The 15,940-nt window shown below is 45.2% G+C and carries 12 protein-coding genes; 5 read left to right on the top strand and 7 right to left on the bottom strand.

From position 1 onward, the window contains the following. Positions 1 to 22 precede the first annotated feature (22 nt). Positions 23 to 1,948, bottom strand: a complete 1,926-nt coding sequence (locus tag KIT90_RS16810; protein WP_285377663.1) for an ATP-dependent DNA helicase — start codon at positions 1,946 to 1,948, stop codon at positions 23 to 25. Between the two features lie 217 nt (positions 1,949 to 2,165). Between KIT90_RS16810 and purU the strand changes: the two genes are divergently transcribed. Further along, positions 2,166 to 2,999, top strand: coding sequence for a formyltetrahydrofolate deformylase (gene purU / locus KIT90_RS16805; RefSeq protein ID WP_005428723.1), 834 nt, complete (start codon positions 2,166 to 2,168; stop codon positions 2,997 to 2,999). Positions 3,000 to 3,073: 74 nt separating this feature from the next. On the opposite strand, the gene KIT90_RS16800 is transcribed toward purU, so the two are convergent. Next, positions 3,074 to 3,673 carry a VOC family protein gene (locus tag KIT90_RS16800; RefSeq protein ID WP_285377661.1) on the bottom strand — a complete coding sequence of 200 codons (600 nt, stop codon included), beginning with the start codon at positions 3,671 to 3,673 and terminating at the stop codon, positions 3,074 to 3,076. A gap of 220 nt (positions 3,674 to 3,893) precedes the next feature. Between KIT90_RS16800 and argS the strand changes: the two genes are divergently transcribed. Together argS and KIT90_RS16790 are read left to right on the top strand one after the other, a co-directional pair. Next, positions 3,894 to 5,627 (top strand): arginine--tRNA ligase, encoded by a 1,734-nt coding sequence (gene argS / locus KIT90_RS16795; RefSeq protein WP_005446437.1) that lies wholly within the window; start codon positions 3,894 to 3,896, stop codon positions 5,625 to 5,627. Between the two features lie 104 nt (positions 5,628 to 5,731). Continuing rightward, on the top strand, positions 5,732 to 6,160 hold the full coding sequence (locus KIT90_RS16790; protein WP_285377659.1) for an HIT domain-containing protein: 429 nt from the start codon (positions 5,732 to 5,734) through the stop codon (positions 6,158 to 6,160). A gap of 111 nt (positions 6,161 to 6,271) precedes the next feature. On the opposite strand, the gene KIT90_RS16785 is transcribed toward KIT90_RS16790, so the two are convergent. The 5 genes from KIT90_RS16785 to znuA form a co-directional block, all read right to left on the bottom strand. Beyond that, the gene (locus tag KIT90_RS16785) at positions 6,272 to 6,502 is read right to left on the bottom strand and encodes a FeoC-like transcriptional regulator (RefSeq protein WP_005426709.1); all 231 of its coding nucleotides are present in this window, start codon (positions 6,500 to 6,502) and stop codon (positions 6,272 to 6,274) included. Next, positions 6,499 to 8,775, bottom strand: a complete 2,277-nt coding sequence (gene feoB / locus KIT90_RS16780; protein ID WP_039841465.1) for a Fe(2+) transporter permease subunit FeoB — start codon at positions 8,773 to 8,775, stop codon at positions 6,499 to 6,501. Before feoB ends, KIT90_RS16785 begins: the two co-directional genes overlap by 4 nt. Next, positions 8,775 to 9,002 carry a FeoA family protein gene (locus KIT90_RS16775; protein WP_033005426.1) on the bottom strand — a complete coding sequence of 76 codons (228 nt, stop codon included), beginning with the start codon at positions 9,000 to 9,002 and terminating at the stop codon, positions 8,775 to 8,777. Before KIT90_RS16775 ends, feoB begins: the two co-directional genes overlap by 1 nt. Before the next feature lie 775 nt (positions 9,003 to 9,777). Beyond that, positions 9,778 to 13,155: an AraC family transcriptional regulator gene (locus KIT90_RS16770; protein ID WP_285377654.1), complete on the bottom strand. Its 3,378-nt coding sequence runs from the start codon at positions 13,153 to 13,155 to the stop codon at positions 9,778 to 9,780. 212 nt (positions 13,156 to 13,367) lie between these two features. Next, entirely contained in the window at positions 13,368 to 14,246 is an 879-nt protein-coding gene (gene znuA / locus KIT90_RS16765) for a zinc ABC transporter substrate-binding protein ZnuA (RefSeq protein ID WP_285377652.1), read from the bottom strand. Positions 14,247 to 14,324: 78 nt separating this feature from the next. Between znuA and znuC the strand changes: the two genes are divergently transcribed. Next, positions 14,325 to 15,113: a zinc ABC transporter ATP-binding protein ZnuC gene (gene znuC / locus KIT90_RS16760; RefSeq protein ID WP_285377650.1), complete on the top strand. Its 789-nt coding sequence runs from the start codon at positions 14,325 to 14,327 to the stop codon at positions 15,111 to 15,113. Then, positions 15,106 to 15,891, top strand: a complete 786-nt coding sequence (gene znuB, locus KIT90_RS16755) for a zinc ABC transporter permease subunit ZnuB (protein WP_005436990.1) — start codon at positions 15,106 to 15,108, stop codon at positions 15,889 to 15,891. The genes znuC and znuB overlap by 8 nt, the downstream gene beginning before the upstream one ends. Positions 15,892 to 15,940 lie beyond the last annotated feature (49 nt).

Here is a 15,940-nt window from a genome sequence, read left to right as displayed (position 1 = left end):
AATTTATTGATGCCACAGCGCATTAGCCTGCGGCAGGTTGTTCTGTTTTTAGGAATGTTTTGATTCGTTCCAAATCCCGTGTTCTTGGGATTGGCGGTAAACTGCCGAGGAAGATGCCACCATAATCACGCGTCACCAAACGGTTGTCGCAAATGATTAAGGCACCATGGTCTTTTTGGTCTCGAATCAAACGTCCTACGCCCTGCTTTAGCGTGATAACCGCATCCGGGATTTGCACTTCTGCAAACGGCTCACCACCACGTAATCGACAATCTTCGATTCGGGCTTTGAGTAGCGGATCATCAGGGGCAGTAAACGGTAATTTGTCGATGATAACACAGCTCAGCGCATCACCTCTAACATCGATCCCTTCCCAGAATGCACCCGTCGCCACCAGCAGTGCATTACCCAGTTCCATAAACTCGGTAAGGGTCTTTTGTTTGCTCATCTCACCTTGCATTAGCACAGGCAGATCCAGTACTTCACGGAAGCGTTCACCAAGCTCACGCATCATGCTGTGCGAAGTACACAGGAAGAAACAACGCCCGTCGTTTTCTTCAATTACAGGCGCAAGCATTCGCACCAGTTTGTCGGCTAAGCCTGGGCTATTTGGCTCTGGTAAATAACGAGGCACACATAGGCGCGCTTGCTTCTCGTAATCGAACGGAGATGGCAACGAAAACTGCTGCTTCGGCTTCAATCCAAGACGGTCGGTAAAGTGTTTAAAGTCACCCGAAACCGCTAGGGTTGCTGAGGTAAAAATCCACGCGCCTTGTTTGATTTCTATTTGCTCATGGAATTTATCCGCTACCGATAGCGGCGTAATGTGCAGAGCAAAATGACGGGGAGATGTGTCGTACCAGTATGAGTAACCGGTAATATCGACATCACAGACGCGATCAATTCGCCCTTTGATCAAGTTGGCACGCTCAAAGGCAGTATCCAGCAATTGGCTTCGACCTAGCGCCAGTTTCAATACGTCAATCGCCAAATCTAAGCTATCGGTTAAACGCACTAATTCACGTTTTATCGATTCCGATTGCAGCGCTTCACGCCAGTTACCACGAAAGCCCGGCTCACCCAGTACGATGCGCATATCCATCGCACTTTGCATCAGCTTATCGCCGACTTTTTGTAGCTGGCGCATGTCTTTTGCTTCTGTGCGATAAGCAATCTCAATGTCCTTAGCGAGCTCTTGGATTTGACGGCTAGAGATCGATTGTCCGAAGTATTCACTGGCAATGTCTGGAAGCTGGTGGGCTTCGTCGAAGATAAACACGTCAGCTTCTGGGATCAATTCACCAAAGCCGGTTTCTTTGATCGCAAGGTCTGCAAGGAACAAGTGGTGGTTAACGACAACAATGTCTGAATCCATCGCGCGTTTGCGTGCTTTTAAGACGAAACAATCGGTGTAGCTCGGACACTCTTTACCCAAACAGTTGTCGTTGGTTGAAGTAATGGTCGGGATAATCATGCTGTCTTCTGGCAGATCATCACAATCCCCTAAATCGCCCGTTTTGGTTTCAGACGACCAAGTACGGACTTTAACCAATTGAGTCAACAGTGTTGGATCAGCTTCATTAGTATGGCTCTCGACCATTTGTCGGCTAAGACGATCCAAACATAGGTAGTTGGAGCGACCTTTTAGTAGCGCGACTTGTCCATAAAAGCCCAAAGCACTGACCATCAACGGTAGGTCGCGGTGATACAACTGCTCTTGTAGGTTCTTCGACCCGGTACTGATGATGACTTTTTTGCCGCTCAAGAGCGCAGGCACAAGGTAAGCGAAGGTCTTCCCCGTTCCCGTTCCGGCTTCAACCACCAGCTGAGTTTGGTCTTTGATCGCACTGCTGACAGCTTCTGCCATATCGATTTGTGGCTGGCGAGCTTGAAAGCCCGGAATGGCTTTGCCTAACGCGCCCTCAGAGGAGAATGTTTTTGCGATCATGCCTGACATCTGGTTGGAAAAATTGTCGTGAGTATATCAGGAGTTGAGCGTAAACATCAGCCAACAAAAGCACTAGGTTTTAGCATCGCGCGGATAATTTGTTGAAACCGCGCCGAGAATAGATTATTTATGAAGTCAGATTGCAGTACGATTCACGCTTCTGACGTGACCCTTTTATTCGTACGCTAGAAAAATAATGCATGGAAGTATCTGATTTATGGAAAAGAAAACACTGTTAACCCATTGTTCTGACGCACCGGGTTTGATCTCAAAAATCACCAATATCTGTTATAAGCATCAGCTGAATATCGTTCATAATAACGAGTTTGTTGATAACACCAGTGGGCACTTTTTCATGAGAACCGAGTTGGAGGGTTACTTCAACGATCAAACGCTACTCGCCGATTTAGACCAAGCACTGCCACAAGGCGCAAAACGCAAACTCATTAGCTCTCGCCGCAAACGCATCGTTATCCTAGTAACCAAAGAAGCGCACTGTCTGGGTGATATTCTGATGAAGACTTACGATGGCAGCTTAGATGTTGAAATTGCTGCGGTTGTTGGTAACTACGACAAACTGCAAACACTCACGGAGCGTTTTGATATCCCTTACCATCACGTCACTCACGAAGATCTTAGCCGTGAAGAGCACGAGCAGAAGATGCTTGAAGTGATTGATCAATACGATGCCGATTACCTTGTACTTGCGAAGTACATGCGAGTTCTCACTCCGACTTTCGTAGAGAAATACCGTCACAAGATCATCAACATCCACCACAGCTTCTTACCCGCGTTTATCGGTGCAAAACCGTACCAACAAGCTTACGACCGCGGTGTGAAGATCATCGGTGCTACGGCGCACTTCGTGACAAATGACTTGGATGAAGGTCCAATCATCAAGCAGGACGTTATTCCAGTGGATCACACGTTCAGCGCACAAGATATGGCGCAAGCAGGTCGCGATGTAGAGAAGAACGTATTGAGCAAGGCTTTGAATAAAGTGATCAATGACCACGTATTTGTCTACGGCAATAAGACGGTTATTCTTTAAGTTCACCGCATTTGAAAAAAGAAAGGGTTGCTCATTTGGCAACCCTTTCTTCTTTATAGTTGTTCAGAGCCAACTTATTCAGCCTGCTCAGACTCAACAATACGCTTGAGTGAATGCGGGTGCAGCTTGATACAAATGCCTTGATACTTAAACGCCACCGTTGGGTTGTTCAAGCGCTCGCCTTCCCCTTTCGGGCTCGATAGTTTGATCTTCACACCCAGCTCTTCCAACTCGTCAAAACGCGCGCCAAACGTTGGGTAAGTGTGTTTCAAATCAGCAAGAAACTCGTCTGCGGTTTCGGCATGAGATGGAATCACGAACTCCACATGCTCCCAACTTTCGCTTGGGTAGATTTTGCCTTCCGCAGGGTATGGCAACTCCAGACACTCTATCTTCCAGCCACGGCTTTCTAACGCTTTGTCGAATTCAATAACAATAATCGGGCGACCGTTGATTTTCGCTTGTGAAATCACCTTACCGTATTGATTCCATGCTTCATGTGCGGCTCTCGCTGTTTCAGTATCATTAATACGCAGCGCAATATGGTCAGCTTGAGCAAAGCTCAGATCCAGTTTTAACAGGGATGCAAGCTCTTCAATCTTCGCCATAAATGCATCCAGATCTTGGATCATCAATTCAGGCGCTAGGCGTTTTTCAACTAGTTGAGTCGTCATTGTGGCTCTCTTATGGGGCGATTTATCTCATTACTCTGCACGCAATAGTAAACGCAAACCAAGCCACATTTCCATTCAATCGAAAAAGTATAAATTTCCCCAATTCCTCTCTGTATGAAAAGCAATAAAGTTGTTATCATTAGCCCCATTTTTGTGAACTCCAACAGAACTCGGCACTTACTTCGCCGAGTTCTTCGTCCTTGAATTGAAGGAAACGCGTGTGAATATCCAAGCACTTATTAATGACAAAGTATCTCAGGCTCTAGAAGCCGCTGGCGCACCTGCAGGCAGTCCTGCGGCAGTACGCCAATCAGCAAAGCCACAATTTGGTGACTACCAAGCAAACGGCGTAATGGGCGTTGCTAAAAAATTGGGTACTAACCCACGAGAATTTGCACAGAAAGTACTGGATGTTCTAGACCTAGATGGTATTGCGAGCAAGACAGAAATCGCAGGTCCTGGTTTCATCAACATTTTCCTAAGCGAAGAGTTCCTAGCAAAACAAGCGGAAGCAGCACTGGCTGACTCACGTCTTGGCGTTGCAGCAGACGAAGCTCAAACTATCGTTGCTGACTACTCTGCACCAAACGTTGCTAAAGAAATGCACGTTGGTCACCTACGTTCAACCATCATCGGTGATGCAGTAGTACGTACTCTTGAGTTCCTAGGTCACAAAGTGATCCGTGCGAACCATATCGGTGACTGGGGTACTCAGTTCGGTATGCTTATCGCAAACCTTGAGCGTGTACAACAAGAGTCTGGCGAAGTTTCTATGGAGCTGGCTGACCTTGAAGGCTTCTACCGTGAGTCTAAGAAACTGTACGACGAAGACGAAGAATTCGCAGTGAAAGCACGTAACTACGTTGTGAAACTGCAAAGCGGCGACGAGTTCTGCGCAGAAATGTGGAAGAAGTTGGTTGACGTAACCATGATCCAAAACCAACGCAACTACGATCGTCTAAACGTATCTCTATCTCGTGATGACGTAATGGGCGAAAGCATGTACAACGACATGCTACCTAAGATCGTAGCAGACCTTAAAGCACAAGGTCTTGCGGTTGAAGATGACGGCGCGCAAGTTGTGTTCCTTGAAGAATTCAAGAACAAAGACGGCGAAGCGATGGGCGTTATCGTTCAGAAACGCGACGGCGGCTTCCTATACACAACAACGGACATCGCATGTGCGAAATACCGTTACGAAGAACTAGGCGCGGACCGCGTACTTTACTTCATCGACTCTCGTCAGCACCAACACCTAATGCAAGCTTGGACTATCGTTCGTAAAGCGGGTTACGTGCCAGAGTCAGTATCTCTTGAGCACCACGCGTTCGGTATGATGCTAGGTAAAGACGGTAAGCCATTCAAGACTCGTGCAGGCGGTACGGTTCGTCTTGCTGATCTTCTTGATGAAGCAGAAGTTCGTGCAGCACAGCTGATCGAATCTAAGAACCCAGAACTAGCAGAAGACGAGAAGAAAGCGATCGCAAACACAGTTGCAATGGCAGCGGTTAAATACGCAGACCTTTCTAAGCACCGTACCACGGACTACGTGTTCGATTGGGATAACATGCTAGCGTTCGAAGGTAACACTGCACCGTACATGCAATACGCTTACACTCGTGTAGCATCTGTATTCGCTAAAGCTGGCGTTTCTATGGATGATCTACAAGGTGAAATTAAGATCACTGACGAGAAAGAAAAAGCGCTTATCGCAAAACTTATGCAGTTCGAAGAAGCGGTTCAATCTGTTGCTCGCGAAGGTCAACCACACATCATGTGTAGCTACCTATTCGAACTAGCAGGTCAGTTCTCTAGCTTCTACGAAGCATGCCCTATCCTAGTTGCTGAAGATGAAGCTGTGAAACAAAGCCGTCTGAAACTAGCAGCGCTAACAGCGAAGACCATCAAGCAGGGTCTGTCTCTACTAGGTATCGATACTCTAGAGCGTATGTAAGCAAATCGAGAATCGAGATGATTTCGAAAGGTTGGCGTGAAAGCGTCAACCTTTTGTTTTATCTGGCGTATACTGATGTCATTCAATTCAAATCGGATAATATAATGAGCTTTGAACTGCACCCTCAATTGGCAAAAGACACTACCGTTATCGGTCACTTCCCACTGTGTGTGGCGCTTCTGCATAAAGACAATGCCGTGCCATGGGTTATCTTGGTACCAAAACGTGCAAACCTAAAAGAGCTTCACCACTTGCCAATGAAAGAACAGCAACAGTTTTTACTAGAGTCTCAGGCAGTAAGCCAAGCACTGGAAGCAACATTCCGTCCAGACAAGTTAAACCTCGGTGCACTAGGTAACATGGTGCCGCAGCTGCACATTCACCATATTGCTCGCTTCAAAGATGACGTAGCATGGCCGGGACCAGTTTGGGGTAACACCAAAGGTGAATTCCGTACAGAAGAAGAGCAAAACGAATTACTTGGTCGCATTAAAAACGTGTTGTCACTGAGCTCTATTTTCCAAAAAACTTAACTGGGAAACTTTGCAAAATCTGAGCTTATAAGTTGAAAAAAGCCGCATCAGTAATGATGCGGCTTTTTCGTTTTAACGTGATAATTTTTAGATGACTAATTTTGATAGTCGCTACATGGTGACTGTCAGAGATAAACCATCTTGTTTAGTCACTGAGTAGCGAACTCGAGTCACGTCATGAGCTTTATTTGTGTCGACTAAGCGGCTAATTTTACCCTTCTTAATCCACACGCTTAACATCGCGTCGGCACCATCTTCACTCATCCCAAACTGCTTAGCCAGATCTGACTGGGAGACGGTTCCTTTGTCTGCAATGTATTGATAAAGCTCTTTTAAAATCATGCTACTTGCGCCTCTAATGCACCGTTTTGCTTCTTGCCAACTCGTTTGAACACACGATATGTGCCAAAGAAGATAGCTACGATCACTGCCATCCAAATGCCACTTGTCACTGGGCTATCTGCGAAATGCGTCAATTGGTTGTAGAACGTCGCACATAGGTAAGCCAAGCCCATTGTCCAAACCGCGATAAAGCGTGCGAACTTATGACCAAACTCACGTACATAAGCACCCATCGCCGCCACACAAGGAGTGTACAGTAGGATAAAGATTAGGTAAGCAAATGCGGCATTGCCAGAAGCAAACTGCGATTTAATGTTACCGAAGATAGAAGCATCGACCTCCTGTTCTTCTGCAACCGCATTTGAGTCAGTTAAGTCACCCACTTCAATACCTAGTGGATCTGAGTAGCTCAAACCGGCTAGGTTTTCAGGGATACTCATTACTGCCTCTTCTAGGCTGCCCATTAGGTCAAATTCTGCATCTTCACCATCGCTTGGCGTCGTGTATAGACTGTTCAGCGTACCAACTACCGCCTCTTTTGCGAAGATACCAGTAATGATACCTACCGTCGCTGGCCAGTTGTCTTCTTGAACACCGATTGGTGAGAATACCGGAGTCACAACTTGCGCCGCTTTAGAAAGCACAGAGTTTTCGCTGTCTTCGTTACCAAAACTGCCATCAGTACCCAATGAGTTGAAGAAACTCAGAATAGCAACAACGATAACGATGGTTTTACCTGCACCAAGTACAAAGCGCTTTAGCTTTTGCCAAGTTTTGATCACCACGTTTTGTAGCGTCGGAAGCTCGTAATCAGGCATTTCCATCACTAGGCTATCGCTGCTACCTGGGTAAAGCGTGTGCTTAAGGAAAAGACCTGTGAAGATCGCTGCCACAATACCAAGTAGGTAAAGTGCGAATACAATGTTCTGACCAGAACCAGGGAAGAATGCCGCAGCGAATAGTGCGTAGACAGGCAGACGAGCACCACATGACATAAATGGCGCCATAGATGCAGCCAGTTTACGCTCACGTTCTTGGTCTAGAGTACGAGTTGCCATGATTGACGGAACGTTACAGCCAAAACCAAGAACCAACGGTACAAATGCTTTGCCCGGTAGACCGATCTTCTGCATCACTTTATCTAGTACGAATGCTGCACGAGCCATGTAACCTGAGCTCTCAAGTACCGCTAGGAACAGGTACAAACACGCGATAACCGGAATGAAGGTTGCAACCGTCTGGATACCACCACCGATACCATCAGCAAGAACCGTCACTAACCACACAGGTAAATGACCGTCTAACAAGTGGTGACCACCATCAACCAACAGAGCACCAACACCGATATCGAAGAAGTCGATGAATGCACTACCAATGTTGATAGAGAACATGAACATTAGGTACATCACAACAAAGAAGAATGGGATGCCCACCCACTTGTTCAAAATGAATTGGTCTAGCTTTTCAGTCACGCTGCGGCTTAGCTTGCCTTCGCTACGGCGTACTTTCTTACACTCTTCATGAAGATGTGTGTATTTGGTGTCAGCCACATGCAGGTCAACATCAAGATCTAGCTCGGCAATCGTATTTTCAACACTATTGCGGTCTGCATCCGACATGCTGTTAAGAACCAGTGCATCTTTTTCTAGTGCGCGAATCGCCAATGCTCGGTGAGAAACGGTTTGATCATTGAAAAGAGCCGAAACTTTGCCGATCGCCGCTTCCATTTGTTCGCCGTAATTCAAAGCGACTTCTTTTAACGCGACACCTTGAACCACAGACTTGTGCAACTTCTCTTTAAATTCTGCTACTTGTGCTTTGTTTGTCGCTGACAGGCTAACTACCGGGCAACCCAACGTTTTTTCAAGTTCTGCAACGTTGATGATTTGGCGTTCACGCTTAAGTGCGTCCATTTTGTTTAATACAACAATCATAGGACGACCAAGCTCGCGCAGCTGCAGTGTCATATATAAGCTACGTTCAAGACTTGTTGCATCGACTACGTTGATGATCAGATCAGCAGGGTGCGTCAGAACCGCACGAGACGCGATAGACTCATCGATACTATTACTGTCATTACCACTATCTAGAGAGTAGATACCCGGAAGGTCTGTCAGCAGAAATTCATCGCCAGCGTGTTTGAACTGGCCAGTTTTCTTTTCAACCGTTACACCAGCCCAGTTGCCGACTTGTTGTTTTGCACCAGTAAGGCCATTAAAAAGTGTCGTTTTACCGCTGTTTGGGTTACCGACCGTAAGAATTTGGTATTGCATTATGCTCGCTCCACTTCAATGTTCTGCGCAATGGCCTCTCGCAATGCAACAGAAACACCACGAACTTCAACTTGCAGTGGGTCGCCCATTGGAGCACGTCGAATAACTTTAACCTCAGTATTTGGAAGTAATCCCATTACCATTAGCTTTTTTCTGACGTCCGACGTAAGTCCTTCTAACAACCGAATTGTCACTGTTTCGCCAGGTTTAATTTCTGATAGCTTCATAGTGGCCCTTAAGAGTAGTGCAAATGATAAATATTATTATTAATAGTATAGGGCGCTAATGTTACTCTTCTATACCCTCTCATTCATTGTGTGAAATCAAAGATTTCATTAATGCTTTTGGCGAAATGAAACGTCAACTCCGTTAATTAATCTCACGTCATTTTCGTCAAAATCGAATATTTTCAGCCAAATGGAGATTAACACAAACGTAACATTTAAACTCATCAACAGTAAAAATCACATTAAATACAGTTAGTTATAAATAAAAATACAACTTGTCGCTTTTCTCACATAAAGCTGTCGTTATTTTTATAAGAAAAATAAGTAAGGTCTCGTATAGTTAACCCATCGAGAGACAACAGCCTCTCAAAAGAATTCCAGAGGTGGCATGGCAACATGTCACTCCGGCAGCAAGCGAAGGTGTCATTGACACCCGTGGTATAGTCCCCCCGGCTATACCACGATATTTTTTTCTTCTCTTTCTTCATTCGCATCTCAATTAACTCCCTATAATTTCTTAACCTTCTTCTCAAACAAAGCCCAATTATCTCTATTATCTGTCACCATCTTTCATAACCGTTTTACTGCACATGTTCTTCATTAGATGGCTTGTGCGCCTTATCCCTTATCCCTTATCCCTTATCCCTTATCCTGCCAAATTAGAGAGCATGCCCTTCTGTCCAATATCTATATGAAGTTCTGCACAACACCGTTCGTTTCACAGGCATAAAAAAGCCCAGCACTAAGGCTGGGCTAGCTAATGTCAAATTAAGAGCTAAATGCTCGTCTGGCTATCTTGAGTCATTGCAAACTTGGATGGAGGTAAGCCAAAGTGCAACTTAAACTTCTGACTAAAGTACGATGGGTCATTAAAGCCACAGTTAAATGCGACCTCACTGATTTTCTCTCCTGCTAATAGCTGTTCACAGGCTGTTTCTAATCTTACTTCTGTCACGTAGTCTTTTAGCGTTCTTGACGAAGCCGACTTAAAGCGCCGTTGTAGGCTTCGCTCAGACATATAAAGCATCTTCGCAGCAGATGCCGTACCAAACTCCGGATCGTGATAATGCTCAGCAACCAGTTGGTAAACTTTCATCAACCACTCTTGCTCTGGTGAGGTAGTTTGCTGCTGTGGTTCAACCTCCGTAAACTCGGGCAGTACTTCTTCAACATGGCTCGGTTCTTGAGCACATGGCCAAGTAATCTCTATTTTATTTTGAGCATCAGAAGCAAACATAGATAAATGCCCACCACTTGCGGCAACGAGTTGAGGTAAGTTATCCATACTCAAATCTACATTACTGGCATTGGTTGGGCGCATTACTGCCGCTTTACTTGGTAATTGCGTTCCGTAGTCAATAAAACTCAATGAGACGATGTCATTAGCCTCGTCCAATACCAATTTAACCGACTGCCCTCGGAAAGAGCGTTTGATGATATTGGCGAAAATACTGTTGAATATGACATCAAGGTTAAAGCTTTCTAATGAAATACGGCTTGCTTTGTGATTGTCTTGCAGCTCAACACTGATACCGGCTTTAGAAAAGTCCTCACGCCAAACATCCACAACAGATTGCGTTATCTGACTCAGGTTATAGTTTTGACTCCCGTTACTGGTGTCTCCCGGAGAGCTCTTTAGTTCGTTTAGCTGCCAATACGTTTTCGATAGATGATCTTGAGTCACTGAATCTAAATCAACAGGTAACTTATGCGCTATCGAGTCAACGCTCGACTTAATTGACTGTGCAACATGGTCCACCAGCAAGTTTCTCACTTGAATCTGCTTTCTTAGTTGCTGATTACTGGTCAATAAAACTCGACTTTGATGGCGAAGCTGGTTGGTTTTTAACGTCACTTGTGCTGCCAAGTCACGGTTCGCTTGCAACACATACCGTGAGCGCCAATACATCAAAAGAGCGATAATGGCGATGGTAACCAAAGTAAATCCAGAGATCGCCAGCTTGGACAAATACCAAGGTTTTAATACCGTGAATTTTGATTCCAAACCGATTAAGCCAGACGCGAGCTGCGAATCATTACTCACCTGCAAGTGATAATCACCTGAGTTGAGGTGTTCTAGTGTTAATTGACCACCTTCAAGCGATTGCCACTGGTCGCTCTCGTTCAAGCGATAATAGAGGTTTTGGTTATCTGGTTTCGGCATCACCCCAAAAAGAAAGCTTAACGAAGAGCCATAAGGTAGCTTCATACTTTCTAGGTCAGCACTACCAACTTGAACCACCTCATTTTCTAGCATGACTTGACTAACGATCAGTTGGGATTCTGGCGTGTTGGATACGAGTAACTTTGACGAATCAGCTTTGACTAAACCATATTGAGAGCCAAAGATAAGTTGGCGGTCACTATCTTCTGAGCGACGAATAACATTACAAACACCCGGAAGAAATTCATTATTAATGAGGCCGGATGCTGAAGAATAATGCTTCATCAACTGCCCTGAGAGATGGTAATAGCTAAGCCCCACTGATGAAGCAAGCCACACACCTTCTGAGTCACTGAGTAAACAGGCCGGGCGAGAGTTTGATACGCTCATTTCCATCACTTCTTTTGCATCGCTACCCGGTACCGTTTTGAAAACACCATAAGCAGAAGCAAACCAATGAGAACCATCAATCGCGGTAATGATATCGAGTGACTCACCGTACTTTTCTGAGAAGCGGTTAAATCGAATTCGCTCACCATCGTATTCATAGACGCCGTGGTCAGTACCAATCAAAAGCAAATCTTTTTTGTCATATAAACGGGTGATTTTCGCAGGCAAAAACTGACTGACTAACCAATCGCTGCCAAAGTTTCTCATCTGCTGATTCGCAGCATCGATATTAAATAGTTGATAGCCGCTAGAAACCCAAAGTCGGTCGGTTCCATCAGAGACGATATGATCAATTTCCCTTCCAGCAATGACGCGAAGGTATGGGAACGTCACACGCTGTAAGTTATTTAGGTTGTAAATCTCTAAACCGGAAGACGTGGCTATCCAGAGTTTTTCACCTTGAAAAGCAAATTCATTTATCTGGGATGTTAGATGTAAGACTTCAGTAATCTCTGAACTTCCTGAACGGTACAGCTTGTGGTCGTCAGCAAACCATAATACGCCATCCGGCCCTGTTAACGTTTGTCGTATACGTCCGGTCAGTGTTTGTTGGTCATAGCTACTGAAGGTGATCCGCTCAAACTTTTTACTGAATAATGAGTAATAGCGAATACCTTGGTTGGTTGCTATCCACATACCACCCATATTGTCGTTCAATAACGAGTAGATTTTAGTGCTCGCTAATTCCAACTCAAGGAAGCTTGCTGGAGTTACTTGAGTCACCTCACCACTCAAGAAAGAATACAAGTAGAGCCCCTGCTCCGTTCCTACCCAGTATTCTTGGTTGGTTTCCGCAAAAGTCAGCACATGCGAAGCACCGATTCTTATAACCGGTTTATTTGGTTCATAGATATTGAAGATCAGCGCCCCTTTGAGCGTGCCAACTAAAATCTCTCGCCTTGTATGGGAGTAATACACCTTTTCAATATAATGCTTACCAGAAGAAACCACGTGGTTGAATTTACTTCCCTCAGATAGATAAACGCCTGACGTGGTCGCTAATGCCCATTTCGTTTCTACAAAAATAGCGTCATTAATATAAACGTAGCTGTTGTTGCTGTGCTGATAGAGCTGAAGCAAAGAGAAAGAGTTCAGTTCGCTGGTTTCAATATTGTAGGTATAGAAATGCGCACCATCGCTCACCCAAATAAAGTTACCCGATGAACCAATCTTTCGAATCTGCGAGCCAGGATTGAGGCTAAAAACCAAGCGACGCTCTTGGTTAGGGTAAGTTTGGTACACTTCATTTTCGACAAACGTCCAGAATGAGCCTTTATGGTAGGCCAGTTGCTCGGCTTTTGTTTGCAGAAAACTTCCTGATTTAGGCAAGGTTGTCTGCCCATTGTAGAACAGCACTCGGCCATGAACATCATGGATCCAAAGCCCACCGTGCTCGCCAGGAAACAATTTTTTCGCTGCAATAAAAGTACCCTTAACCTGATTTGGCAAAGGGTAGAAGATCGCATTCGCTTCACTTGAAGCAAACGCTTGAAATGAGGGGATAAAAGCCCAAAAAAATAGGGCTAGTTGGCGCAGCAAGATAAAATCCTTACATGTATCAATACGTGCGACTCATGGTTTACTCATGCCTTCCATAGCTGAGTGCGTATATGGTTATTTTGAGCCGCTAATTATTGATAATGATATCTCAATTCCATTGATAGAAAAGACTCACTGCGCCAAAGGTTTGTAATTCTTACTGCCAGATCACGTTAAACGCGTGTTCTGTATAGAGAACAACAACACAATTGTTACTTTTCACTCAAACACTGACTAAGGCTGTTTGAAATTCCTTTCAAGAATACAAAGTAACTACCTGATTTAACATCAACACTGCTACCCAATGGGTCAAGAACTCCAGCATTAACATCGCTGCCACGCATCACACTTTCAACCACAGCAGGGGTGAATTGTGGTTCTGAGAACACACAAGCGACATCACCCGTGCCCAATGTTTTACGGATATGAATCAATGTTTTTGCTCCCGGTTTACGATCTGGAGAAACCGTAAAGTGCCCGAGTTGATTTAGGTTGTAGCGTGATTCAAAATAGCCGTAAGCATCGTGGAAAACAAAATAACCTTTGTCTTGCACTGGTGTCAGTTGTTGCTTAATCTCCGCATCCGTAGCTTTTAACTCCGCTTCAAACTTCTTCAAGTTTGCTGCGTAAGTGTCTGCATTCGTAGGATCGATTTCTGCAAGTTTGTGAGCGATAGCGTTGGCAACTTGTTTTACGGTTTCAACACCCAACCAGAAATGTGGATCGTGTGTGCCGTGATCGTGACCATCATGGTGGTCATGCTCACCACTAAATGCACGTAACGATAGGCCCGGAATTTCGCTAACGGTTAGCGTGTTACCTTTATCCGTCACCACTTTCTCTAGGAAAGGTTCGAGATCATGGCCGTACCAAATAACAAGGTCGGCAGCAGCTACCTTCTTCACATCCGATGGGCGCAAAGCGTAATCGTGTGGCGAAGCATTGTTTTGTAGCAGAACTTCTGGCTCAGTAACGCCTTCCGTCAGCTCGGTTGTGATCATTTGAATAGGTTTAATACTAGTCAACACGGTTACCGCATGAGCAGGTAAGGTTAACATTGCTGAAACAGCAAGAATTATAGCTCTTTTCATAGTTTTACTTGGGGTATAGCGTGGAAAGTGAGATAATGTTACATTATAACATTAACAATTTGCAAATGAGTTTCATTCATGTCTTCACTAGTCCGTCTTGAGCAACTGTGCGTCGAGTTTGACGAACGCAGAGTTCTCGACAATGTCACAATGGAATTAGAAAAGGGCAAGATCACTACCCTAATTGGTCCCAACGGAGCGGGAAAATCGACGTTAGTTAAAGTCATTCTAGGTCTCCAAAAACCAACCAGTGGTAAATTAACCAAGCAACGTAAGCTGAAAATTGGTTATGTACCCCAGAAGCTGAAACTCAACGACTCTCTTCCATTGAATGTCATTCGTTTCCTAAACCTTGCTGGCAAGTATAGCAAGCAGGAATGCCTCGACGCGTTACGTCTTGTCGGCGCTGAACATCTCATCAAAAGTAACATGCACCGTCTTTCTGGTGGTGAAAACCAACGTGTGCTGCTTGCTCGCGCCCTACTTCAACGTCCTGAATTGCTCGTGCTTGATGAACCAGCTCAAGGTGTTGATGTTCAAGGTCAAATCGATTTATACGATCTGATCGAGAGCATTCGCCATCGCTTCGATTGTGGCGTTTTTATGGTATCCCATGATCTGCATTTGGTCATGGCTAAGACCGATGATGTGATCTGCTTGCATCATCACGTATGCTGCTCTGGCTCACCGGCAACCATTACTCAGCACCCGTCTTATATCGCGTTGTTTGGCAATGCGACTCGTGAGTCATTGGCATTCTATCACCATGACCACGACCATCATCACCACGATTTAGCAGGCACTCCAGTGACGGGTGATGCAACATCATGTTCTAACCACTCTCACGGACACCATCATCATGATTGAGTTTTTGTTGCCTTCAATTTTAGCCGGTATCGGTATCGCAATCATTGCTGGTCCACTCGGCTCTTTCGTGGTTTGGCGAAAAATGGCCTACTTTGGCGATACGCTCGCCCATGCCTCTTTAATGGGCTTGGCACTAGGCTTCTTGCTCAACATAAACCTTTACCTAGCATTGTTGGTTTGTTGCTTAGCACTTGCTGTACTGCTGGTTACTTTGCAAAAACAACAGCTTGTCGCTACCGATACGCTGCTAGGTATTCTGGCACACAGCGCCTTATCGATTGGCTTGGTGTCGGTCAGCTTCCTAGAGAACGTTCGCGTGGATTTGATGAGCTACCTGTTTGGTGATTTGCTTGCAGTTTCACCACAGGATTTAATGTTCATCTACGCTGGAGTGATCGGTGTCAGTGCTTGTCTGTATGCATTCTGGCGACCGCTTTTATCAAGCACTGTAAGTGAGGAGCTAGCTGCCGTTGAGGGCGTGAATACCGATTTAGTGCGCTTAGTGCTAATGCTCATGGTCGGTGTCGTTATCGCTGTCGGGATGAAGTTTGTGGGTGCGCTGATCATGACTTCTCTATTGATTATCCCAGCCGCAACTGCACGTAAAGTGTCGTCTTCACCAGAACAAATGGCCTTGTTTGCCTCAATTATTGGCTCTATCGCGGTGCTGATGGGCCTAAGCCTGTCTTGGCATTTCGATACACCAGCAGGCCCTTCAGTTGTGATTAGCGCGACATTCCTATTTATGCTTAGCCAGCTGATTAAACGCAAAGCCTAGTAACGGAATAACTAAATCGCTAAATCGCTAAATCGCGTTAAAGATTAAA

It is taken from the genome of Vibrio sp. B172a (genome assembly GCF_030248355.1).
In the GTDB taxonomy this organism is placed as follows: Bacteria; Pseudomonadota; Gammaproteobacteria; order Enterobacterales; family Vibrionaceae; genus Vibrio; species Vibrio owensii.
The sequence above is the reverse complement of the archived record's forward strand: the minus strand, read 5'-3'. Positions and strand labels throughout refer to the sequence as shown.